Here is a 22,062-nt window from a genome sequence, read left to right on the forward strand (position 1 = left end):
TTGCAATGGACAATCACCAGAAAGACACGATGTCGATGCAGTACGACACGCTCTCGCTCTCAAGGGACGAGCAGGGCATTCTTATCGTGCGATTGAATCGCCCGGAGCGGATGAATGCCTTTACCGTCACGATGGCCAATGAGCTGATCGACCTGTTTGGACGGGTCAATCACGACGATGTCACCCGCGCCGTCATCGTGACAGGCAACGGTACGGCATTCTGCGCTGGCATGGATCTCACTCGAGAAGGCAATGTCTTTGGCTTGGACGAGACATTGCAGCCATCGCTGGAAGACATGCGCGATCGGCTCGACGATGCGGCAATTCGGGATGGGGTACGCGACACTGGGGGAAGAGTGTCGCTGGCAATCTACGCTTGCCGCAAGCCAGTCATCGCCGCGATCAACGGCGCAGCGGTAGGCGTCGGCGCGACGATGACCCTCGCGATGGACTTCCGCGTGGCGGCGCAGTCGGCGCGGATTGGCTTTGTCTTCAGCCGGCTCGGCATCGTGCCCGAGGCATGCTCAAGCTGGTTCCTGCCAAGGCTCGTAGGGCTCCAGACGGCGCTTGAGTGGACGTATAGCGGCGATATCCTGAGTGCTCAGGAGGCGAAGGAGGCCGGCCTGGTACGTTCGTTGCACGCCGACGAGGATTTGCTGAATGCTGCAATCGCCCTTGCCCGGCGCCTCACCGAGCGCAAGTCCCCCGTGTCAGTCGCGTTCATCCGCCAACTGATGCTGCGCAATATGGCAGCGGCTCACCCTATCGAGGCGCACAGTCTCGACTCGCTGGCGATGTTCTACACCAGCATCGGTGATGGCAAGGAGGGCGTGAGAGCTTTCCTGGAAAAGGAGGCGCCTCGATTTAGCGCCGGGGCGTCCGTAATGCCCGATTTTTATGAGGAGTGGGTCTTGGAGCGTGGAAATGGTTCAAGCATGACTGATGCGAGCAGAGCGGAGCAAGCTCAGCAGCATGCTTTCCGCGATCAAACGGCGTGAGGTAGCCGAGGTTTGTAGACGGCAACCCATGCGAGCTGGCCCGGGGTTGCCGACCGTCGATTAGTAGGCTCATCAACGGAAAATGAGTGTAGTTGTGACAGGAGAGATCCTTATGAAAACGCGTATTACCGAGTTGTTCGCCATCAAGCATCCCATTATTCAGGGTGGCATGCACTATGTAGGACTAGCGGAGTTGGCGAGCGCTGTCTCCAATGCAGGAGGCCTGGGAATTCTCACGGCCCTCACGCAACGCTCGCCGGAACTGCTCGCCAGAGAAATTGCCCGCTGCCGAGAGATGACTGACAAGCCATTCGGCGTCAATCTCACCTTCCTGCCGATGTTCAATGCGCCTCCCTACCCCGAGTACATCGCGGCAATCGTGGAAGGAGGCGTCAAGGTCGTCGAGACGGCTGGCCGCAGTCCGGAGCCGTATATGCCGCAGTTGAAAGCAGCCGGCGTCAAGATTATCCACAAGTGCACGTCGGTGCGTCATGCTCTGAAGGCGGAACAGATTGGCTGCGATGCTGTCAGCGTGGATGGATTCGAATGTGGAGGGCATCCTGGCGAGGACGACTTGCCGAATATGATTCTGCTCCCGCGCGCGGCCGAGGAGTTGAAGATCCCGTTCGTGGCGTCGGGCGGCATGGCGGATGCCCGCAGCTTGGTTGCGGCGTTGGCGCTGGGGGCCGAGGGTATGAATATGGGCACCCGCTTTGTCGCTACCCAGGAGGCGCCGGTTCATGAGAACGTCAAGCGGGCTATCGTTGGGGCCTCTGAGCTTGATACGCGGCTCGTGATGCGCCCCTTGCGCAATACCGAGAGGGTATTGAACAACGCTGGCGTGGCGCGGCTACTCGAAATTGAGCGAGAGAAAGGCCGGGATCTTCAGATATCCGACATCCATGAGCAAGTGGCGGGCGTTTACCCTCGCGTCATGGTTGACGGAGAGATGGACGCTGGAGCTTGGAGCTGCGGAATGGTTGCCGGTCTGATCAACGATATTCCGACTGTCAAGGACATGATTGAGCGGATTATGGCGGAGGCCGAAACGCTGATCCTGCATCGGTTGTCTGGCTATTTGGGAGTCGCTGGCACAGCCATGAGTTAGGCAGCAATCAGATATCAGCACGCTTGATCGCCCCTTTTCGGGAGTAGGCGGAGATGGGATTCTGCTCTACAGAGCAGAATCTCGAATCGAGCATCCCTCGTCTACTATCAACGCTTTGTCTGCCTGGTTCGCTGGCGGCGAAAGCAATTCCTTATAGCCGGAAGAACAGCGCAAGCTCGTTGAAATTGAAGGGACACGAAGGTATCTGGTCAGGGCTTACACCTCCAGCGGCCCACTGGCGGGCTAGGTCGGCTACCAACCCTCGCGTCATGCCGACGTTCCCGTCTCGCCGCAACGCCCTGCGTGCGGGAAGCCTTTGTGCTCTGTTGCCTCCATCGAGAGATACCGTTCTCAAGAGCGAAGGGTGGCGCCAGGAGGCAATATGATTCCGTGCCTTCTCAGGATCCCCGGGAATGCAGCAGACCTGAACGACACAGGCTCCCCGAGAAACATGCAGTCATGCTGGATCCCCAGCACAAAGCTGTAGATCTCAAACTCGAGCTGCCTTGTATCCACACTCCCAGCGATTTCCCCAAGTGCTGCAGCATCGCGCAGTTGCTCGTGGAGACAGCGCCTCCAAGCATCCACAGCGAACCTCATTGTGTCCCGGATGAGCTCGTTAGTGCGACTGCAGCATTCGGTGGCGCCACGTAGCAATAGACAGCCTCCCTCTTGTAACACGTACTCGCTTAGCCACATATCGAGAATGCGAACCAGCCGCCGGACCCCCTTCGGCGTGGCGCGTGAGGCTGCATTCGCATCGCGTAGCAAGGTAGAGTAGTACTCCACCAAAACCTCAGAGACGAGCTCCGCCCGTGACTGAAAACGGTCGTACACCATGCTCTTGGATATGCCGAGCTGCGCGGAGACATCGCTGATGGAAAAGTTATCAAGCCCGTGTAATCGCGCTAGCCGCGTCGTAACTCGCAGCACATTTTCTCTTGCCGACCGGGGAGGCACGATCGTCCTCCTGCGCCGTGTATAGCCAGAATTGGAATTCAGCGTTGTCATATTTACCCGATGCTGCGCTTGGTTGCAGAGCCCAACTTCTTCGGCGCTTGGCAGACAGCGTTACGGCTCGGCGCCGAGCTACTGGGCGCGCAGCTTACTCTGTATCTTCTGGCGGCAGCGCATTCTGCCGCGGCTGCCGCCAAACTGGCCATAGCGAAAGTGGAGGTGGCGTTAGCCGAAGTCAAGCTCCATGACCGGCGCGGAGCCGGCGGAGATGGCCGCTGCCAGAGAATGTATTTCGGGTAGCAGCTTCTTGAAATAGAAACGTGCTGTCGCGACTTTTGATGCATAGATGGGATCGGCAGCGGCGGTGTTGGCCAGCCCGATCGCGGCCATACGTGCCCACATCCATGCCAGGCCGACATGGCCGGCAAGCCGAAGGTATGACGCAGCAACGCTTCCCACGGCGTGAGGATCCGCCTTGGCTTGCATCAATACCTCCTGCGTTGCGTTCCGCAACACACCGATCGCGCTGGAAAGCGAGGTCGTAAATTCCTGCATGACCGAATCATCGGCATGAGCATCGATGAATTCAGTGATGATTGCAAGGAACACCTCCAGCCTTGCGCCTTGGTCGATGAGGACTTTGCGTCCGAGGAAATCCATAGCCTGAATGCCGTTCGCGCCTTCGTAGAGCGGGATAATACGTGCGTCACGAAGGTGCTGCTCGACCTGGTTGTCCACAATATAGCCATGCCCACCAAAGACTTGTATTGCCAGGCTGGTACATTCGATGGCGAGGTCGCTGCTGAATGCTTTAACGATTGGTGTGACAAGGGCGGCTAATTCTGCCGCCTGATGCCGAATCTCGGAGTCATCGCTGAAGTGTTGGATGTCAGCCAGTTGGCATGCCCACAGCGCGAATGCTCGTGTTCCTTCAACATATGTTCTCTGGGTCAGCAGCATACGGCGGACATCGGCATGCTCGATAATCGGATCCGCGGGGCTGTTACGGGCCGTTGCTTTTGGGGACCTTCCTTGTGCACGATCCTTCGCATAGGCCAGTGCCTTCTGGTACGCCGCCTCCATCAGCCCGATTGCATTGACCCCGACAAGAAGCCGCGCGTGGTTCATCATGACGAACATCGCCGCTAGCCCCTTGTTTGGCTCGCCCACGAGATAGCCTGTTGCGCCATCGAAGTTCATCGTGCAGGTGGCGTTCGCATGGATGCCCATCTTGTGCTCCAAGGAGCCACAAGTTACTGCGTTGCGTTCGATCAGATCTCCTTGAGGCGACACCAGGAACTTTGGAACAAGGAGGAGGGAGATGCCCTTGACACCGGGGGGCGAGTCCGGTAGGCGGGCGAGTACCAAATGGAGGATGTTGTCCGTGAAGTCGTGTTCGCCCCCCGAAATGAAGATCTTCGTACCGGTAATGGCGAAGGTCCCATCAGCATTCGGCATTGCGCGGGTACGTAAAAGTCCAAGGTCGGTGCCGCAGTGTGGCTCGGTCAAGCACATGGTTCCCGCCCATTCGCCGGAAGCCAGCTTCGGCAGGTAGAGCGCCTTCTGCGCGTCCGAGCCATTTGCCGCCAGGCATGTGTAAGCCGCCTGTGACATACCCGGATAAGACGCCCAGGCCATGTTTGCACCAGCGAAGATCTCCAGGACAGCGGCATTTACCGTATTTGGCAGTCCCTGGCCACCGTGTTCCGGTTGACATGCCAGTGCGGTCCAGCCGGCTTCAATAAAACGCTTGTAAGCGTTCTTGAACCCAGCAGGAGTGGTCACCACCGCTGCTGAGGGCATGGTGCAACCTTGGAGGTCTCCAATGCCGTTCAAGGGCGCCAGAATCTCGGTAGCGAATTGTCCTGCCGCTTCGATTACCTGGTTGATCGTGTCGGGAGTCAGGTCGGCAGCTTCGGAGATTGCAGAGTCGGTCGACACGTCGAGCAGTTCATGTAACACGAACTGAAGATCGCGAAGCGGAGCGTAATAGGGGGTCATATGGTTCGGGTGTGCGGGCTGCCGATTGGCCGGCCAGAGTGAAATCGAAAAGGGCTGAAGGGGGCGCTATGCACTGTTTTGATCGGCGGCCAAGAGCGAACGCAAGTCTCTACGCAGGATCTTGCCCACGGTTGATTTGGGCAAGGAATCGACAAGCGTAATGTGTCGTGGCACTTTATAGGCTGCAAGATGGGCGCGACAGTGCACCTCCACTTGTTCTGTTGTGAGCGTGGTATTGCGTGGCACGATGAAGAGGTGCGGTGCCTCGCCAGAACGGTCGTCAGGCACTCCGACACAGGCGGCCTCCAGGATATCGGGCATCATTGCGACGACGGCCTCGATCTCATTCGGATAGACGTTGAAGCCCGAGACGAGAATCATGTCCTTCTTGCGGTCGACCATTGTCATGAATCCCAATTCGTCCATGGTCACAATGTCGCCCGTCCTGAACCAGCCACCCTCAAGGAACGCTCTGCGTGTTTCCTCTTCCCGATTCCAATAGCCGGTGAAGAGTTGTGGTCCCTTGATAAGAAGTTCGCCCGCAACCCCGAGTGGGACGTCGTGCTCACTTTCATCTACCAGGCGAACGTCGGTCGAAGGCGCAGGAATACCGATCGACCCGCTTCGCCCAGGAGGATTGAAGGTGGCACTCGGTGAGGTCTCCGTAAGACCATAGGCTTCGGTAACGGCAGGAGCACCCGCGGCGAGCCATCGCTTTGCAACGGCTTCCTGGATTGACGCCCCGGCGCCAATCACCAAGCGGGTAGCGCTGAAGTCTACGGAAGCAAGTTCCGACGCGTTCACCAAACTGTTGAACAAGGTGTTGACACCGACAAACATCTGAAATGGCCGCCTCTTCAGTTCAGCAAGCACAGAGCCCGCATCACGCGGATTGGGAATCAAGCGATTCTCACAACCAAGCGATAGCGCCAGCAGTGCAGTAGCAAGCGGGAAGATGTGATACAGAGGCAGCGGTGTCACCATGGATGCCTCCGATCCCGCTAATGGTGGCCCCGCCCAAGTCGAAACTTGCGCCAGACTCGCGCAAACTGACTTGTGCGTGAGGACCGCCCCCTTGGACACACCCGTCGTGCCCCCCGTGTATTGCAGAATGGCGATGTCCTGAGCGGTCTGCGCGACCTGGGAGAGACTACCCCTGCTTCCATGGAGAATTGCGTGGGCCAACGATTGGCACTTGCCATTGCCGGTCGTGTCGGCTTGTTGAACAACGTCAGCGTCTGTTGCGACTGCCGCGAGTTCGCCGACAATAGGTTTAATTCCAACAACCGGTGCTGTCAGTACCTGAACAATGCTGGTTTCATCCAGTACTTGCTGCAGTGACTGCTGCAGTTGGTCAGCGACGATAATGCAGGCGGCGCCAGAATCCTGTAGCTGATGCTTCAATTCGCGCGGTGTATATAGGGGGTTGACTGGAACCGCCACCATCCCCGCTCGGAATACCGCTGCCAAGCCTATCAGGAAAGCGGGACAGCTTGGCAGCATCAACGCTACTCGGTCCCCCTTTTTTAATCCCGACTGCTGCAGAAAGGTCGCAAGCGCCTCGGTTAGAATGCCGAGTTCTGCGTAACTAAGTGATTCCTCCAGGCAGGTTACCGCAGGACGCGCCGCAAACGAAGCGACCGCACGTGCAATCATCGATCCCAGTGTCGCTGTCTCGTCCACATCAATCTCGAACGGCATCCCGGGGGGATAGGATCCATGCCAGCGTCTGGCTTCCATATTGACGTCTCCTCAGTTGTTATACCCCCGGTTGAATCCGGGGCTGTTTCGCTCCGTTGCCATCTACCCCACGGCTTCCCGAGTGAAATTGACTCCGTGCGGTGAGAAGCAGCATCGTGACGGACGCGCATCTTGCTGGCGCGCCAACTGACCTAATGCCCGTGCGGGGATTGGCGCCAATATATTCCGCGCAACATTTAGTAAACGACCGTTTGGTAAACGATGCTAGGTTACACACTGAGCGATGTCAACAAGTATTCACGGTTGGGGCGATATGATCCGTGCATGCCGTCGCGGCGCACGTCAGCACAGGAGTGGAACGTGACATAGGCGCCTCCGAGCTCCGAGGACGGCACTGATTCGGGCAGCGCGATGAGACCCGCACTTAGGCGGGCTTGTGTAGGACGGCGACGGCGGCCCCGGGTGCCTGCCGGGGAGATCGGGCGAGCGTAGGCCAGCTTATTGCGAATCGGCGGCCTTGTGCGCCGCAGCATCTGGCTTGGGTAGAGCTTTCCTGAACGATCGTCATGCTACAATTCCTGCCATGTCCTACGTTCGAGGTGAGCCGAAATGCGCTACTCAAGCACGCACAAGCAGGAGACGCGGGAGAAACTCCTTAACAGTAGTCGAGCGATTGCCAAGAAGGGTGGATTCGATTCAACGGGAGTCGATGCCTTGATGGGGGCGATCGGGCTCACTGGCGGCGCCTTCTATAGTCATTTTGGCTCCAAAGCGGAACTGTTCGCTGAGGTCATCGAGCGGGAGTTGGCCAACAGCGGTGAAATGCTCGCAGGCGAAGATGAGACGGCTGAAGATCACTTCGTGAAATGCATCAGAAGCTATCTGAGCAGCTCTCATGCTCTGCATCCTGAATCAGGTTGCGTGCTGCCGACCTTGGGGCCTGAAATCGCGAGGTCCGAGCCAGCGGTCCGCGCCTCGGTGGAGCGAAGTGCGAAGAAGTTGCAGAACAGTTGGAAGGAACGTTTGGACGATCCGGATGCGGCTTGGGCGTTGATAGCGCAGTGCGTGGGTGCTATTTTGCTGGCCCGGGTGGTTGAAACCGACCGGACCAGGCAGCAAATTCTCGCTTCCAGCCGCCGCTTTCTCGGGCGCTCTATTGAACGGCTCGAACCCCTCAGCAGGACCTGAGCGATGCCAGGGTAGCACCGGCCTTCCTCCGGGCGCGGCTCCGCCCTGTTCTGGCCTCTTCTCGATGCGCGCAGATATGAGCGCGCAAGCCGGGGGTACCGCGCTTTCGTTGCGACGTCTTCGATTGTCGAACCCGGCCGCACCGCGCGCGCTGTCGATGCCACCGGTTCAAGCCCGGGCGCGCGAAGCCATACGCCCGACCGCCGACGCGGCTTTTCTTCTTTCATCCTTACCAGTCTCGCTGTTGCTCGCATTGCGCAGAGCGTTCTCCTGAGCTTTCTCGTTGGCGCGGCATTAGGGTATGTTGCCCTTGACTCCTGCGTGGGGATGAAATACTGTCTCTTTACTAAACGATAGTTTATCAAAAGGAGGCGATGATGGATGTCAAAGAGCAGAGGGTGGCGCTCGTGATCGGAGCGGGGGACTCGACGGGTGGTGCAATCGCCAAGCGTTTCGCCGCGGAAGGCATGGTCGCTTGTGTGACGCGTCGTTCAGCGGACAAACTCCAACCGCTGGTTGACTCGATTCGCGATGCCGGAGGAATTGCCTACGCGTTCGGCACGGATGCGCGCAAGGAAGAGGAGGTAGTCGCGCTCATCGACAAGATTGAGTCCGAGATCGGTCCAATTGAAGTTCTCGTATTTAACATTGGCGCCAATGTGCCTTCTTCCATTCTGGAGGAAACAGCGCGAAAGTACTTCAAGATCTGGGAGATGGCCTGTTTTTCCGGATTTCTGAACGCCAGGGAAGTTGCCAAGCGCATGGTCCAGCGTCAACGAGGCACGATCCTCTTTACCGGCGCGACTGCGGGTCTGCGAGGCAAGGAAAACTATGCCGCGTTTTCGGGCGCCAAGCATGCGCTTCGCGCGCTCGCGCAAAGCATGGCCCGCGAACTCGGGCCGAAGAACATCCATGTGGCACATATTGTGGTGGACGGCGCGATCGACACGGAGTTTATCCGCACGAACTTTCCGGATCGTTATGCATTGAAAGACCGGGATGGCATCCTGAATCCAGAGCATATCGCGGAGAACTACTGGTATCTCCATTCGCAACAGCGAGACGCCTGGACCTTTGAACTTGACCTGCGTCCCTGGACTGAGAACTGGTAATCAAAGCGCCTGACCACGCGGGATAGACGATCGATGCCGCATGATCGCGATGTCTTGCCATCCGAAGAGATTTCCCATTCGAACTGTTGGTGGCACAGCCTAGCGATGCGTCAGAGAGAGATGCGGTCATAGCCGGACGTCTACCCCGCCATACACATCATCAAGAGGGCAATATGCGGGAAGCAGTCATTGTATCTACGGCACGGACCGGGATCGGTCGTGCCTATAAGGGTTCCCTGAACAACACAAAATCACCGACCCTCGTGGGGCACGTCGTGTCGCATGCGGTTCAGCGTGCGGGAATCGCCGCGGAGGAGATCGAGGATGTCGTGATCGGTACCTCGATGCCGGGAGGTACGGCTGGCATGAACATCGGCCGTCTTGGCGCGTTAGCCGGCGGACTTCCGGTCAGCGTCGCGGGTCAATCCATTGACCGGCAATGCGCCTCTGGCTTGATGGCGGTGGCCACGGCAGCAAAGCAGATCATTGTAGACGGCATGGATGTGGTGGTGGCAGGGGGGCAAGAGAGCATCTCATTGGTTCAGGACCGTTTTGCCGAATGGACGACGAGTGCGGCCGACTTGGCATTGATCGAGCGGGTTCCACACGCCTATATGCCGATGCTGCAGACCGCTGAACTCGTCGCCAGGAGGTATGGCATTTCCCGAGAGGCGCAGGATGTTTACGCAGCCGAATCGCAGCGTCGCACCGCGCTGGCCCAGGAGAAGGGCCGCTTTGCGGCCGAAATTGTGCCGTTCCAAACGTCCATGGCCATCCAGGATAGGGAGACGGGGGAGATCAGCTTCCGTGACGTGGTACTGGACCGCGACGAAGGGAACCGCCCCGACACAACGGTGGAGGGGTTGGCAAAGGTCAGGACAGTCATCGACGGCGGTGTCATTACGGGGGGGAACGCAAGTCAGCTTTCAGATGGTGCTTCAGCCTCCGTCCTGATGGATCGCCGCCTGGCCGAGCGTCGCGGATTGCAGCCTCTGGGCATCTATCGCGGCATCGCGGTCGCGGGCTGTGCGCCCGAGGAAATGGGTATCGGCCCCGTCTTTGCGATCCCGAAACTCCTGGAGCGGCATGGGTTGAAGGTTAGCGATATCGGTCTGTGGGAACTGAATGAAGCGTTCGCGTGCCAGGTCATTTACTGTCGCGATCGCCTTGGTATCGATCCGGACCGATTGAATGTGAACGGTGGCGGCATTTCCATCGGCCACCCGTATGGCATGACGGGGGCAAGGCTTGTCGGTCACGCCCTGATCGAGGGAAAACGCCGCGGGGAAAAATATGTTGTCGTCACGATGTGCGTCGGTGGTGGAATGGGGGCAGCGGGGCTGTTCGAGGTAGCGTAAAGCGCCATTGGAAGACGGTTATTGGTCGCTTCAGATCGATAACCGGCATCGCGGCGATTGCGATGGCAGCATCCAGAGGATCCATCCGGGGATAGCCATGAAAGACACGGCGTTTGGAAATGATCACGTTTCACAGAAGGCAGCACAAATATTTGCCCTCTTTGTATTGAACACTGAAGTCGAACTGGCAGGGATCATTACGGTCGCTGCGGAATCGGCAGACGATGCGCGGGCGAAGTTCGAAGTTACCCGATCCGCTAACCAACACTTGCTATCGGTGAGGTCCGTATCTTCGCAGACCGTATGACCGCGCTAGGAGAACCATGAGCCGGTCGACGCACGGTGGCGGCAAAACCAATGAGAAGGCGGCCGGTGCCCCGGAAGCGAATATGCCTGGCCGCTGATGGGCTGCACGTGATAGACCTGCGCTGGCGGCGCCATGGCCATGTGCCGGATCCGACTGCGCATTACGAACCCGTAACCTTGGATCGCGTCGGGAATGGCGCGGAAGTAAAGCACGACGACGCATTTCAGCGCCAGGGGGAGATCAGGGAAGGGGAGATCGTAGTGGATGCAGTCCTCGGCCTGAGCCTCGGACCGGGTCGCACCATCGTCAACATCATATTTATCCAAGGAAGCGTCTGCAAGCTGATCGCGATTGCGACAGGGTACCTTCCACACAAACTTCACATGTCATATAACAGAGGACATCATGAGCGGCGTAAGAGTTCAATTCCAGTTTGATTTCGGCAGCCCGAATTCCTACCTTAGCCACAAGGTCATCCCAAGTATTGAGGCACGCCAGGGCGTTAAGTTTGAATATGTTCCAGTGCTTCTTGGGGGGCTGTTCAGGCTGGCTGGGAATCGTTCTCCCGCAGAGGCCTTTGCGGGTATCAAGAACAAGCCGGAGTTTGGGCGTTTGGAGATCCAGCGCTTCATCGCCAAGCACGGACTGACCGCCTATCGGGACAATCCGTTCTGGCCCGTCAATACATTGCAGATCATGCGCGGGGCCGTGGCTGCCCAGAAGAACGGCACCTTCATGCCCTACGTAAATGCCGTGTTTGCGAACATGTGGGAACAAGGTTTGAAGATGGATGACCCTGCCGTCATCGCGGCGGCCCTGGATGCCGCTGGCTTGGATGGGGAAGGCTTCCAGGGCCGCATTGCGGATCCCGAGGTCAAACAGATCCTGCTGGCGAATACGCAGAATGCGTTCGAACGAGGCGCATTTGGCTCGCCGACATTCTTTGTCGGCGACGAGATGTTCTTTGGGAAGGATCAGTTGCGGGATGTAGAGGAGGAGATTCAGAACGCGAAAGCACGACCAAGGTAAGTGAACCGTTGCCCTTGTCGCCCGAAAAAGTTGAGCGGCGTGCACGGTGCGCGACAAAACTATAGCCCTCATGACAGCCGAAGATGGCCAGAAGAGGGCAACAAAACCCAGAATGGAAGGAGACAACGCATGGACAGACGAACATTTGGGGCGGCTGCGGGCGCAGCATGCCTGGGGGGCTGACAAACGGCGTTCCGCAAGCCCTCGGACAAGATGCAAGGAAGTACCCGGGCAAACTGATCCGAGTGGTCGTACTGTTTCCTCCGGGAGGGGCGACGGACAATCTGACTCGCGTCTAGGGCCAGGAGCTCTCGAAGGCCAAGGGTCGGGTTGTGATTGTTGACAACAGGCCCGGCGGATCGTATCCCGACAGTCAAGGAGTTGATTGGCCGCATCATGGGAGACGCTGAAGAGCTGATTTTCAGCCGGCTAGCTGGCTACATGGGAGTGGTTAGCTCCGCCGCCCGCCAGGTAAGCGTCAGAACGGGTGATCGCCGCCTCTTGGGCCGAGGAGCAATGGGGGGTGTTCCGCTACCGAGCACACCGATGGCGGTGCGGCAATCGCTAGTCGAACCGGAGAATTGGCACGCGACAACTCCTGCATGATTTGGCCATGCCACAAGAATGCGGACGCAGTGCAGTAGGCAATCAAGGTGGAACAACGATGGGAAAGCCGCGGGGATTCGAGAAGGGGTTATCCGACGCTGAGAATCTCTTTTTCATTGCAATCGAACTGGTTAAGCCGGCCATGTATCAGCTCGATCGAGGGTCAAAGCATTCTGTCCCCCACTATCACGCAGCGATCGAGACTTTGATCAAAGCCTCTCGCGCGCGATCATTGTGTAGATCGTTGTTGAGTACCGCTAGTTCCCTGGTCGCTCTCTGCCTTGGATTCGGGTCGCACGTTTGCAATCCAGACGCGGCAGCCAGTCGCTGATTCTTGATCTCCTAAAGGGGCGCAGCATCGCTTTGATGGAGGACGGCCGGCAACCAGCCTGGTCGGCGCGCGCGGCGCTATCAGCGCGCGAAAAGTTCCTGCCACGGCACCAAGGTCCAACTCGTCGAGAAGCACACGCTTACCGTGCGCCCAGTCAGGGCCAGTTAGCTTCATCCCATCATTGTCACTGGCAAGCTCATTCATGGGCCTCCGGGGTCGCGCAAGTTTGAATCACCCATTTACCATTTTTAGTTGCGAAATGATGCACGATAGACACTTGGTGTCGCGCTGAGATATTTCTGAAAGATACGCGTCATATGGCTTTGGTCCGAGAAGCCACTCTTGGATGCGATGTCCTTGATTGGCAAAGCGGTCCTTGAAAGTAGATTCTGTGCGCACACAAGACGGCGCTGAATAACATAGCAGTGAGGCGCGTTCCCAAAGCGCAGCTTGAATTGCCGAAGGAAATGCGACGAACTTACATGTGCCACCTCCGCGAGTTCAGCGAGCGATAGCGGCTGGTCGATATTGGCTTCGATGTATTCCGCAACCTTTTTCGCTTGCAAGGGTGACAATCCGGTCGTCGACTGATATTCGCGGAATACGACGGTCGCGTACTTGCGTAATATCTGTATGCACATCTGCGTCGTAACCGCATCTACGAACAGGCGTCCGCCGAGGCTGTCTGTCCGTACTTCGCCCGCGAGTGCTTCTATACCGCTGAGCAGAATAGGGTCGTCAGTCTTTAAAATATCCTGTAGGTGAACATCGACAATGTCTCGATCGAATACGTCGGCAGAGACCTTCGCCAAGACGTCCCGGGTGATATAGAGATGGATCACCTCGATGTCGCTGGTCCAATGCCAATAAGATTCTTCCGCGCGAGTGAGCAGGGAGACGTTCCCCGGCACCAGTAATTCGTGCGACCATGGACCGTCGACTCTCCGATCCATGGAAGTGGGCCCCTGACGATATGCAACGAGCATGAAATCCCGCATTGCGGGGACAAATACATCCGACGGTGAATATCTGTAGGCCCTGAGGAGCACGTTGCGCCAGTCCAGCGGATCGCTAGCGAGCAAGACCTCGCCGGGAACCCAGCGAGGGACGTCCTCGGGGCGCAGTAGCTCTGCCATATTCTCCTCCTGCCTCGCGAGTCTTCTTAGCGACTCTATATATGCACTAATTGTGGGCGCAAGAACGGCTACATCACTTTTTGCGTTCCATAAAACATCCAATCACCGGTACGGCCGCTCACTTGCCAACAGGGTGTGGTGCCAGAATCATAGGATCTTGAACGATACGAGGTATCGAAATTAGTATAGTAGGTCAAGCTATGATCGGGGCCGAGCATCATTCAGTATGGACACCAACCCGGTGTTTTGGGCACGGGAATTCGCCTCGGCGGAATGCCCGGCAGGTCGTCCAGACCGATGGGCGTCGGCCGGGCAGACATCGCCATGCCGACGCCGTGGCATTCAGCGTTGCGCTACTGTGAGCCAAGCCTCGTATCGGCAAGCTGCTGTCAGAAGAAACGGGCTAGCAGCTACTTCGAGCCTCTCCCAGACTAGCATGCATCGCCACAATGCTTGCCGCCTGATCAACGGGTCGCGTAGACGTCGTAGATTACTTCGGAGCGCTCGAAGTCCACTTCGCCGATTCCGACACAGAGAACCCGGTGCATCCATGCGTAATCCGGGTGAGAGGTTCTGAAACGCGGGCTCGTGTGCAACTTCATGTGCTTGGGTAGTTCGCCCCGGCGAACCTTATCGTAGCCGTCGATACCCAGATCGCCGAGGCCGGGATAAGCGACATCGATCAATACGCCGTCGTGCGTCAGAATTGAAATCCTCACATCGAGCGCCGCCATGCCATCCCGTCTAATCGTCAACCAATCGGCGCCGACCGGAAGGAGCTTGCCTTTCAGCTTTGGCCCTTCAACCTCCCCCCCAGTTACCCAGTAGTTCACACGAAAACCCTCAGGCACTTCCCCAAGGACCTCCGGCGGCTTCAAGGTTGCGGAGTACGTAAATAAGTGGTCCAGTTGATATGCGAGCATGGTGGTCTCCTTCCTTCTTGATTTGTTGATTTGAAAGTTGCTACGCCACTTCCGAGCCTTATGAGCATCTGATGGAATTCGCGACGGGCCGGGAACCGGAACATCCAGGATTACAGCCGGAATCCGGGCTCGTGGACTGATATCCCATGTCTCTACGGCAGGTTGTTACCCTAGACCGCCTGGGACTCCCAGGTGTGGTAGCCGAGAGTCGCCAGTGCGCTCATGAGGCTGCGCGCCCCGAATGCCTTTGCGGGCGAGGAGAAGCCCGTGTTGAGCAACTGATTTGCCAGGATGCGCCGGCAGGATTCCGCGGCGATCGCGGCGGTCTGCAGATAGGGCGAGTTTCCTCTGAGCACTACGGAAACCCCTCCGGTATTGCTTCGCCCGAAACAAGTAATCACGCCGCGACATTTCGCCGGATCTTCGCGTTCCGGTTCTTGCTGGGTAAGCACGCCCCCGATTTCGTTGGTAACACGCTCCTGCTCCGAAGCAGGAAGGTGGCGATATTTTTTCTCGAAGTCCAGCAGGGTATCGATGATGGCGCCAAACATCGCCTGGTTGCGAAAGGCGACCAAGGTGGAGCAGTTCCGCACGCGCGAGTCGGTCTCATACCAGAGAGGTTCGCCGCCGCCCGACCACGGCAAGGACTTATAGACGCGTGAAGAGTCCGCCACGCGGACGTCATAGGGTGTAGCAAACGGCCATTGAACCAGCTTCCCTTGCTCAAGGAAGTACTGCGGCTTTGTACACATACGCAGAAAGGACTTGGTCGATGCAACGCTGGTTGATGTGTCCGCCAGGTACAGAATCTCCAATGTGTCCACGCCTGGCGATTCCAGCGCGATCTCAGCGGCGATGTTACCAGCCGTCCACATATAAGACGAAGCTGGCGCGACGAGAAGGTCGGCATCGGTGAACTTTTGGCCATACTCGTTGCGGACCTTGAGCATCCAGTCGGTTTCACCGGTCGTATCGAGGTAATGGCAGCCGGCTTTGAGTGCTGCCTGTAGGACAGGCTCCGCGAGTTGCATGAAAGGCCCGGCGACGTTGTAGACGATTTTGCGGCCATCGAACAGCCGGGCAAGGTCGTCTACGTTATTGTCGACCGCATGGCATTCGAAGTCGCCTTTTCGGAGCTCCGGAATGCTTGCCATTTGTGCCTCGAGCCGTGTCTTGTCGCGGCCTGCCGCGATGAACGGAATCCCTGCTCTCGCCAAATGCCAGGCAATCAGCTTGCCGGTATAGCCGCTGGCACCGTATACAACTACGGGTTTCTTGTCGGTCATGCTTTGTCTCCTCTTTGGGTGGGGTTTTGCGGTCGTGACGATCGATGGCAATACAGCTATTTGCTCACCGCGCCGCGTGAATGCTCTGCGGATATTTTTGAAATGCCTCTACAAGGAAGCGGTCCTGAGGCTTCTCGGAGGCGGTTTTGGGGATTTCCTGCAGAATCTGGATAAAAGCGGGAACGTGGCCGGGTTGCAGTTTCTCGCGGCAGGCATGGATGACGGATGAAGAGTCGAAGGGTATGCTCGCCTTGGGGACCACCGCCGCGACGACATCCTTTTCACCTGGAGCGCATCCCTGCGTGGCGATGCCGTAGACGTAGACGTCGTCCACCAGTCCGGACTCGGCAATGGTTTTCTCGATCAGGGCGGGATCGATAAATTCGCCATTGCGCCGGATGGCGCTGCCCAAACGGTGATCAAAGAAGAGCCAACCTTCTGCGTCCTCGTGGACGCTATCCCCCATGTGTAGCCAGCCACCCTCGCACTTCTTCGATGAGGCCTCGGGCATGCCGTGGTACTCGACCTTGAAGGGAGTACCATCGGTTGCACGCAACAGTAGTTCTCCGGATATACCAGTCGGTACATCGGCGCCGCCTTCGTCGACGATCCGATGGACGAAACTAGGCGCTGGTTTCCCTATACTCCCGATGGGGCCTTCTCCCAATGGCCTTACAACGAGGCCGCCTTCGGCCGCCCCGTAGAACTCGAGCACCCCGACGCCGAATCGTGACTCGAACGGTTCCCATATGGCAGCGGGCATTCCGGCCGATACAACGAATCGCACGGGATTGTCAGCATCGTCGGCCTTCGGTGGCTCCGCGTAGATTGCCGTGGTCATGCCGCCGAGCAAGGTGAATGTCGTGCATCCATATTTGCGCGCAATGTCCCAAAGTCGCTTCTTTGTGAAGCGGCGTGACATCATGCAGCGCAGGCCACCGGCGAGCGCGGCGCCGAGCGATATGATCTGGGCGTTGGCGTGCGTAAGGGAGAGCCCAGTATAGAGACGGTCCCCTGCCTCGTAGCCAAAGAGCTTGAGCGCTGCTGCCGACGTGTCGCAATATCGTCGGTGTGTCATGACGATACCCTTTGGGTCCCCTGTTGTACCAGAGGTGTAGATCAGTTCCATTGCTGCGGACGGATCACTGACGGCAATGGGTAGATTGCCGTCTTCCGAGCAAACGGCTGGGAAAGGAATGACTTGTCCATACTCTGCGATCTTTCCAGGCGCTTCATCGGTCTCGAGTCCGATGGTCCACCGTAACTCGGGCAACTGGCCCCGAATTTCTTCAAGATTCGGGAGCGCGTAGTCGGCGGCAACGACACCCGTACATCCGGAGCTTTTCAGCACATACGCCAGTCGACTTCCTTTGGTCCGTGGGTCGATCGGAACGAGGACGACCCCAACGATGCCCGACGTTATCATCAGTTCCACGAATTCGGCATGGTTCGCCATTAGCACGCCAATGAACTCACCTGGGCGCGTTCCAAGTCGTTTGAAGCCAAGAGCCAGGCGTTGCGCGTTGCGCCAAAGATCGCCATAGGTTCGAATCTCGTCAGGGCGCAGCCCGGCGCCCTCGACAATCAGCGCTTCGCTTCCTGGCGCACGGAGGGCGTGATTGGCGACAATTCCCGCAAGAGTGGAATTCGGGTACGTTTGCATAGATCAGGCCGCCTGCAAGATTGAAACGACGACGACTGCCGGATCGTCACCTATCCACCCACCACCGTTTTCTGCAAGGGCAGTCCGCGCCCGGGGCACTTGTCGGCCCCCGCACCGTCCGCGGAGCTGGTCAGCCAGTTCGACTAGCTGGGCGCAACCGGATGCCCCGATGGGGTGGCCCTTGCGCAGCAAACCGCCCGAGGTATTGACGGGAATACGTCCGCCCAACTGTGTCGCGCCACTTTCAATCAATGCCAGGCCCTCTCCACGTTTTGCCAGGCCTAGATACTCGTAGTAAATGATCTCGGCGGGCGCTGCCGCATCGTGCAACTCGATGACGTCTAGATCAGACGGCCCGACCTCGGCTGCCTCATACGCTTGTCTAGCTGCATACTCGGCCACGTGGACCGGCTCATCGTCTGCATAGTCCCAACCGGTGGCGAGCACCGACGAGCGCACGCGTACCAGGTCTTTTGGCCCCATCTGGCGGGCCATCTTCTCGGAGATCAGGACCATCGCCGCCGCGCCGTCCCCGATCGGCGAGCACATTGGAAGGGTGAGGGGGTCGACGATGCGCTGAGCGGACAGGACTTGCTCGACCGTCAACACATCTTGATACTGCGCTTTCGGATTCAGGCTGCCATGGAAGGAATTTTTTGCCGAAACCATCGCGAAATGCCTTGCCGTCGCGCCGCTGCTGGCCATGTAGTCGCGGGCCATTGCGGCATAGACATCCATAAACAAGGAGCGCCGGGAGCCGGCGCCATCGGCATCGGCCATTGTGCTGCTGTTGTCCATGTCCTTTGTGATGCGACGCATGACATCATCAATCGACTCCAGGTCGACGGCGCCGCGAAAAACGGAGAAGGTGCGATGCTTATCGGTGCTGTAGAGCTTCTCAAAGCCGACGACCAGGACGACGTCGTAGAGCCCGGCGCTGATCAGGGTCGCTGCTTGCTGGAAGGCGGTCGCGGAGGTGGCGCAGGCGTTCTCGACGTTGACGACTGGGATCTTGCCAATCCCGACGCCACGAAGGACCACTTCACCGGGAATTAACACCTGACCGGTGATGACGCCGGCCGCCGCGTTGCCGGTGTAGGCCGCCTGGATTTGCGATTTGTCCAACCCCGCGTCGGCAAGTGCTTCATTGATTGCCTCCGCGGCCAGCGACTTTAAGCCACGATCCAGGAACTTTCCAAACCTCGTCATTCCAGTGCCTGCTATGTAGACGCTTTGCTTCATAAATAGATTTCTCCAAAGATCAATAGGCCAAGACAATCGGAATGCGAAACCCTAATCCCGTGCGTATTGGCCGAATGCCATGGCCGGTCAGCGGCAAACTGGGTTGCTGCTTCCCGCCGAATCGGTACAGGCAGTCTTCCATGCATACTTATGTGACCGTAGGAGACAGTACGACCGCTGTTAGAGTCCCCAACCGGCTTACGTCGGAGCCTTATAGAAGTCCCGGATGTGTGCAGAGCTTATGCGGATGCGATGCCCCGGTATTGAATAAAATCTCCGGGTGCATTGAAAAAATTGACCAAAGAACTTCCGCTCAAAGCGGGGTGGTTCCGCGACACGCGGGCGAACGTGCTCCTGACGGATCAGGCGTGTTGCTGTGTGGCAGGGGATAAACCTGCACCCAAAAGTTGCGTGGTTCGCGCTTCCACGTATTCGATGATGAGGGCCAGGTGGGGCGACAGTTTTCTGACTGAACTGCTTCAGGGCAGATTGGGGCGGCTTGCAACAGGGTCCAGCGCTATCTGGCAAGACGCTATTGGCTTGGGGGGGCTCTTCGGCTGGTCGTGGCTTCCAAAAATGCTAATATGTGCGTATGCGCTTATTCTTTCCTGAATGGGTGCCATGCAAGCGGATACGACCATGCCGAATGATATGTCCTCAGAGATCACCCTATGCAACTGCACGGCAATCCGGAAGGCCGCGCGGCATATGACACGCTTCTACGATGCGTGCCTTGCTGAAGTCGGCTTACGGGGAACGCAGTACATCATCCTGCGTTCCCTCGCAACGCGCGGACCGATGACCATCAACGAACTGGCGGACGCCATGGTGATGGACCGGACAACCGTGACGCACAACGTCAAGCCGTTGCAGCGCGACGGCCTGGTTGCGATCGAAGTGGATCCTGGAGATCGCCGCTCCCGTATCGTCGGGCTCACAAAAGCCGGGTTGTCGCGCGTAAGGGACGGTGAGTCGGCTTGGGCCAAAGCGCAGGCCGAGTTTGAGACGCAGTTTGGCAAGAATAAGGCGCGCGAGATGCGTAAGGTGATGTCGGAGGTCATCAGTACGGAGCTCTTGATCGACTGAGTTGACGCGGGCCGAAGTGCGAGGCGCATCGGGAGGCGTCTCGCACAATGGATCAACTCCGCGGCGCGCGACCAGACCGCCATTCTGCCGGTGCTGACACGCCTAGCACGCCATAGTCCGTGTAGCCACGCGGCCCCTTGCTATAGAAAGTTAGGCGATCATAGGCATTGAGTGCCGCACCCGTGCGGATGCGGGCGGGCAGGTCGGGGTTCGCGATAAACGCTCGACCAAAGCCAATTGCATCCGCCTGCCCCGCCGCAATTGCCTCGGCGGCAGACTGCGCGTCGAATCCGCCGGCAGTAATCAGCACGCCGGGCCAGAGTGGACGGAACAGTGCTGCGGCGGAGGGCTGATCCTGGTGGTCCACCTCTGCTGCGCCCACGCCGCTAGATCGAGGCTCGATCAGATGAAGGTAGGCAAGGCCAAGCGGTGCGAGCGCCTTGATCGCGTGAGTGTACAGAGGGAGTGGATCATCCTCGCCGCTATCCCCCGCTTTCCCATAGGGCGACAGCCGCACCCCGACTCGATCGGCGCCGGCGGCGTCAGAGGCTGCCTTGGTGACTTCAATCAGGAAGCGCGAACGATTCTCTATGGAGCCGCCATAGGCATCGGTTCGAAGATTCGTCCGGCTTTGCAGGAATTGTTCGATCAGGTAGCCGTTAGCGCCATGAATCTCGACGCCGTCGAAGCCGGCGGCCATTGCGTGATGGGCTCCCTGGTGGAATGCGTCGACGATCTCGGTGATGCCCTCGGCGTCCAACTCCGCAGGCGTCTCATATGGCACCTTCTCACCAGTTGCCGTATAGGCTTCTCCGCGTGCACGGACGGGCGAGGGTCCCACGGGCAGCTGGGCGCCTGGGAGTAACGACGAGTGCCCAATGCGGCCACCGTGCCAGAGTTGCAAGAAGATGACCCCTCCCTTCGCATGGACGGCATCCGTGACTTTCCGCCAACCGTCGATCTGCCGGCTTGAGTGGATGCCGGGTGTCGCCGGATAGGGCTTGCCGGAAGCTGTGACAGACGTCGCTTCGGCGATTATCAGCCCGCCTTGCGATGTGCGCTGAGCATAGTACTCGGCATTAAGCTCGTCCGGCGCGTTGTCCGGTTCCGGCGCGCGCATGCGCGTGAGTGGCGGCATGACGACTCGATGCAGAAGGCGGAAGGGACCAAGCTGCAGTGGCTCAAATAGTTTTGTGACGTGCATGGGAAAGTCAAGAGAGTGATTGCAGAGCGGCTCAGCGGCCCTCGAACGCGAGCACCGGGCGCTTGATGCCCTTGGCCAGTGCCTCCATCGCGGATTGCAAGCCGCGCTTGGTGTCCTCTGTCTCGAACAGCGGCATTTGGATGTCGAAGATCACCTCGTCTGCTGCCTGCACGCCACCTTGCGCCCAAAGGCGCAGGACCGCCTTGTGCGCCGCGTGGGCACGGGTCGGTCCGCTAGCGAGACGCTGGATTAGTGCGACGGCTTCCTGGTCGAGCGCATCGTCGGCGACCACGTGGTTGACGACGCCGCGCTGGTGCAATCTTTCCGCGCTGACCGGATCGGAGGTGAAGGCGAGTTCGGCGGCGAAGGCGCGTCCTGCCCGTTCTGCCACGCGATAGACGCCGCCGACAAGCGTGGTGATTCCCAGCGACTGCTCGGGATGGGCGAAGGTTGCGGACTTGGTGGCGATAATGATGTCGCAGCGAAGTGCCAGCTCGAAGCCTCCGCCGAAGCAGATACCTTGCACGGCGGCGACGGTCGGGATCGGCAGGCGTTCAATCCGGTTGAAGGCGGACATATAGCGCTCGAAGAGCGCACGCAGATTCTCTGTCTTCATACCAGACCACGGAGTGATATCGCCGCCATAGCAGAAATCCGGACCGTTGCCGCGGATCAGCAGGGCGCGCACGCCGCCGTTGGTGATGGCCTCTACCGCCGCCTCGAGTTCGCCGAGCATTTGGATGCTCAAGCGATTCTGCGGCGGATTGGTCAAGGTGAGGGTGGCGACAGTGCCGTCAATGTGCAGGTCGAGATGGCTCATGGTCCT

18 protein-coding genes are annotated in these 22,062 nt (G+C 58.5%); 7 read left to right on the plus strand and 11 right to left on the minus strand.

Going from position 1 to position 22,062, the window contains the following annotated elements:
* The first annotated feature begins 35 nt into the window (after positions 1–35).
* Together AC1Q7Q_RS32855 and AC1Q7Q_RS32860 are read left to right on the plus strand one after the other, a co-directional pair.
* Entirely contained in the window at positions 36–998 is a 963-nt protein-coding gene (locus AC1Q7Q_RS32855) for a crotonase/enoyl-CoA hydratase family protein (RefSeq protein ID WP_492372621.1), read from the plus strand.
* Positions 999–1,110: 112 nt separating this feature from the next.
* Positions 1,111–2,106 carry an NAD(P)H-dependent flavin oxidoreductase gene (locus AC1Q7Q_RS32860; protein WP_492372585.1) on the plus strand — a complete coding sequence of 332 codons (996 nt, stop codon included), beginning with the start codon at positions 1,111–1,113 and terminating at the stop codon, positions 2,104–2,106.
* A gap of 351 nt (positions 2,107–2,457) precedes the next feature.
* Here AC1Q7Q_RS32860 and AC1Q7Q_RS32865 read toward each other — a convergent pair whose 3' ends face one another.
* From AC1Q7Q_RS32865 to AC1Q7Q_RS32875, 3 genes are all read right to left on the minus strand, one after another.
* Positions 2,458–3,117 carry a TetR/AcrR family transcriptional regulator gene (locus AC1Q7Q_RS32865; RefSeq protein ID WP_492372586.1) on the minus strand — a complete coding sequence of 220 codons (660 nt, stop codon included), beginning with the start codon at positions 3,115–3,117 and terminating at the stop codon, positions 2,458–2,460.
* Positions 3,118–3,288: 171 nt separating this feature from the next.
* Positions 3,289–5,064: an acyl-CoA dehydrogenase C-terminal domain-containing protein gene (locus AC1Q7Q_RS32870; RefSeq protein ID WP_492372587.1), complete on the minus strand. Its 1,776-nt coding sequence runs from the start codon at positions 5,062–5,064 to the stop codon at positions 3,289–3,291.
* Positions 5,065–5,130: 66 nt separating this feature from the next.
* On the minus strand, positions 5,131–6,804 hold the full coding sequence (locus AC1Q7Q_RS32875; RefSeq protein ID WP_492372588.1) for an AMP-binding protein: 1,674 nt from the start codon (positions 6,802–6,804) through the stop codon (positions 5,131–5,133).
* 570 nt (positions 6,805–7,374) lie between these two features.
* On the opposite strand from AC1Q7Q_RS32875, the gene AC1Q7Q_RS32880 reads away from it, so the two are divergent.
* The 3 genes from AC1Q7Q_RS32880 to AC1Q7Q_RS32890 all read left to right on the plus strand — a co-directional run bounded on the left by AC1Q7Q_RS32880 (position 7,375) and on the right by AC1Q7Q_RS32890 (position 10,423).
* Positions 7,375–7,953: a TetR/AcrR family transcriptional regulator gene (locus tag AC1Q7Q_RS32880; RefSeq protein WP_492372589.1), complete on the plus strand. Its 579-nt coding sequence runs from the start codon at positions 7,375–7,377 to the stop codon at positions 7,951–7,953.
* A 377-nt stretch (positions 7,954–8,330) separates the two neighbouring features.
* The gene (locus tag AC1Q7Q_RS32885) at positions 8,331–9,065 is read left to right on the plus strand and encodes an SDR family oxidoreductase (protein WP_492372622.1); all 735 of its coding nucleotides are present in this window, start codon (positions 8,331–8,333) and stop codon (positions 9,063–9,065) included.
* Positions 9,066–9,238: 173 nt separating this feature from the next.
* Positions 9,239–10,423: an acetyl-CoA C-acyltransferase gene (locus tag AC1Q7Q_RS32890; RefSeq protein WP_492372590.1), complete on the plus strand. Its 1,185-nt coding sequence runs from the start codon at positions 9,239–9,241 to the stop codon at positions 10,421–10,423.
* 312 nt (positions 10,424–10,735) lie between these two features.
* Here the strand turns inward: AC1Q7Q_RS32890 and AC1Q7Q_RS32895 are convergent, their stop codons facing one another.
* On the minus strand, positions 10,736–11,056 hold the full coding sequence (locus AC1Q7Q_RS32895) for a hypothetical protein (protein ID WP_492372591.1): 321 nt from the start codon (positions 11,054–11,056) through the stop codon (positions 10,736–10,738).
* 79 nt (positions 11,057–11,135) lie between these two features.
* Between AC1Q7Q_RS32895 and AC1Q7Q_RS32900 the strand changes: the two genes are divergently transcribed.
* On the plus strand, positions 11,136–11,759 hold the full coding sequence (locus AC1Q7Q_RS32900; RefSeq protein WP_492372592.1) for a 2-hydroxychromene-2-carboxylate isomerase: 624 nt from the start codon (positions 11,136–11,138) through the stop codon (positions 11,757–11,759).
* A 1,185-nt stretch (positions 11,760–12,944) separates the two neighbouring features.
* Here the strand turns inward: AC1Q7Q_RS32900 and AC1Q7Q_RS32905 are convergent.
* The 5 genes from AC1Q7Q_RS32905 to AC1Q7Q_RS32925 form a co-directional block, all read right to left on the minus strand.
* Entirely contained in the window at positions 12,945–13,832 is an 888-nt protein-coding gene (locus tag AC1Q7Q_RS32905) for a helix-turn-helix domain-containing protein (protein ID WP_492372593.1), read from the minus strand.
* 464 nt (positions 13,833–14,296) lie between these two features.
* Entirely contained in the window at positions 14,297–14,755 is a 459-nt protein-coding gene (locus AC1Q7Q_RS32910) for a DUF3237 domain-containing protein (protein WP_492372594.1), read from the minus strand.
* A gap of 170 nt (positions 14,756–14,925) precedes the next feature.
* Complete coding sequence (locus AC1Q7Q_RS32915; protein ID WP_492372595.1) at positions 14,926–16,041, minus strand: saccharopine dehydrogenase family protein; 1,116 nt, start codon at positions 16,039–16,041, stop codon at positions 14,926–14,928.
* Positions 16,042–16,105: 64 nt separating this feature from the next.
* Positions 16,106–17,704, minus strand: a complete 1,599-nt coding sequence (locus AC1Q7Q_RS32920; RefSeq protein WP_492372596.1) for an AMP-binding protein — start codon at positions 17,702–17,704, stop codon at positions 16,106–16,108.
* A 3-nt stretch (positions 17,705–17,707) separates the two neighbouring features.
* A complete protein-coding gene (locus AC1Q7Q_RS32925) occupies positions 17,708–18,946 on the minus strand; it encodes a thiolase family protein (protein ID WP_492372597.1) in 1,239 nt (412 codons plus the stop codon).
* 639 nt (positions 18,947–19,585) lie between these two features.
* Here AC1Q7Q_RS32925 and AC1Q7Q_RS32930 point away from each other — a divergent pair.
* A complete protein-coding gene (locus AC1Q7Q_RS32930; RefSeq protein ID WP_492372598.1) occupies positions 19,586–20,032 on the plus strand; it encodes a MarR family winged helix-turn-helix transcriptional regulator in 447 nt (148 codons plus the stop codon).
* Positions 20,033–20,084: 52 nt separating this feature from the next.
* Here the strand turns inward: AC1Q7Q_RS32930 and AC1Q7Q_RS32935 are convergent, their stop codons facing one another.
* Together AC1Q7Q_RS32935 and AC1Q7Q_RS32940 are read right to left on the minus strand one after the other, a co-directional pair.
* Positions 20,085–21,236, minus strand: coding sequence for an alkene reductase (locus AC1Q7Q_RS32935; RefSeq protein ID WP_492372599.1), 1,152 nt, complete (start codon positions 21,234–21,236; stop codon positions 20,085–20,087).
* Between the two features lie 31 nt (positions 21,237–21,267).
* On the minus strand, positions 21,268–22,056 hold the full coding sequence (locus tag AC1Q7Q_RS32940) for an enoyl-CoA hydratase/isomerase family protein (RefSeq protein ID WP_492372600.1): 789 nt from the start codon (positions 22,054–22,056) through the stop codon (positions 21,268–21,270).
* Between the last annotated feature and the right edge of the window lie 6 nt (positions 22,057–22,062).

The sequence above is a fragment of the Cupriavidus sp. GW823-FHT07A04 genome, from assembly GCF_058794615.1.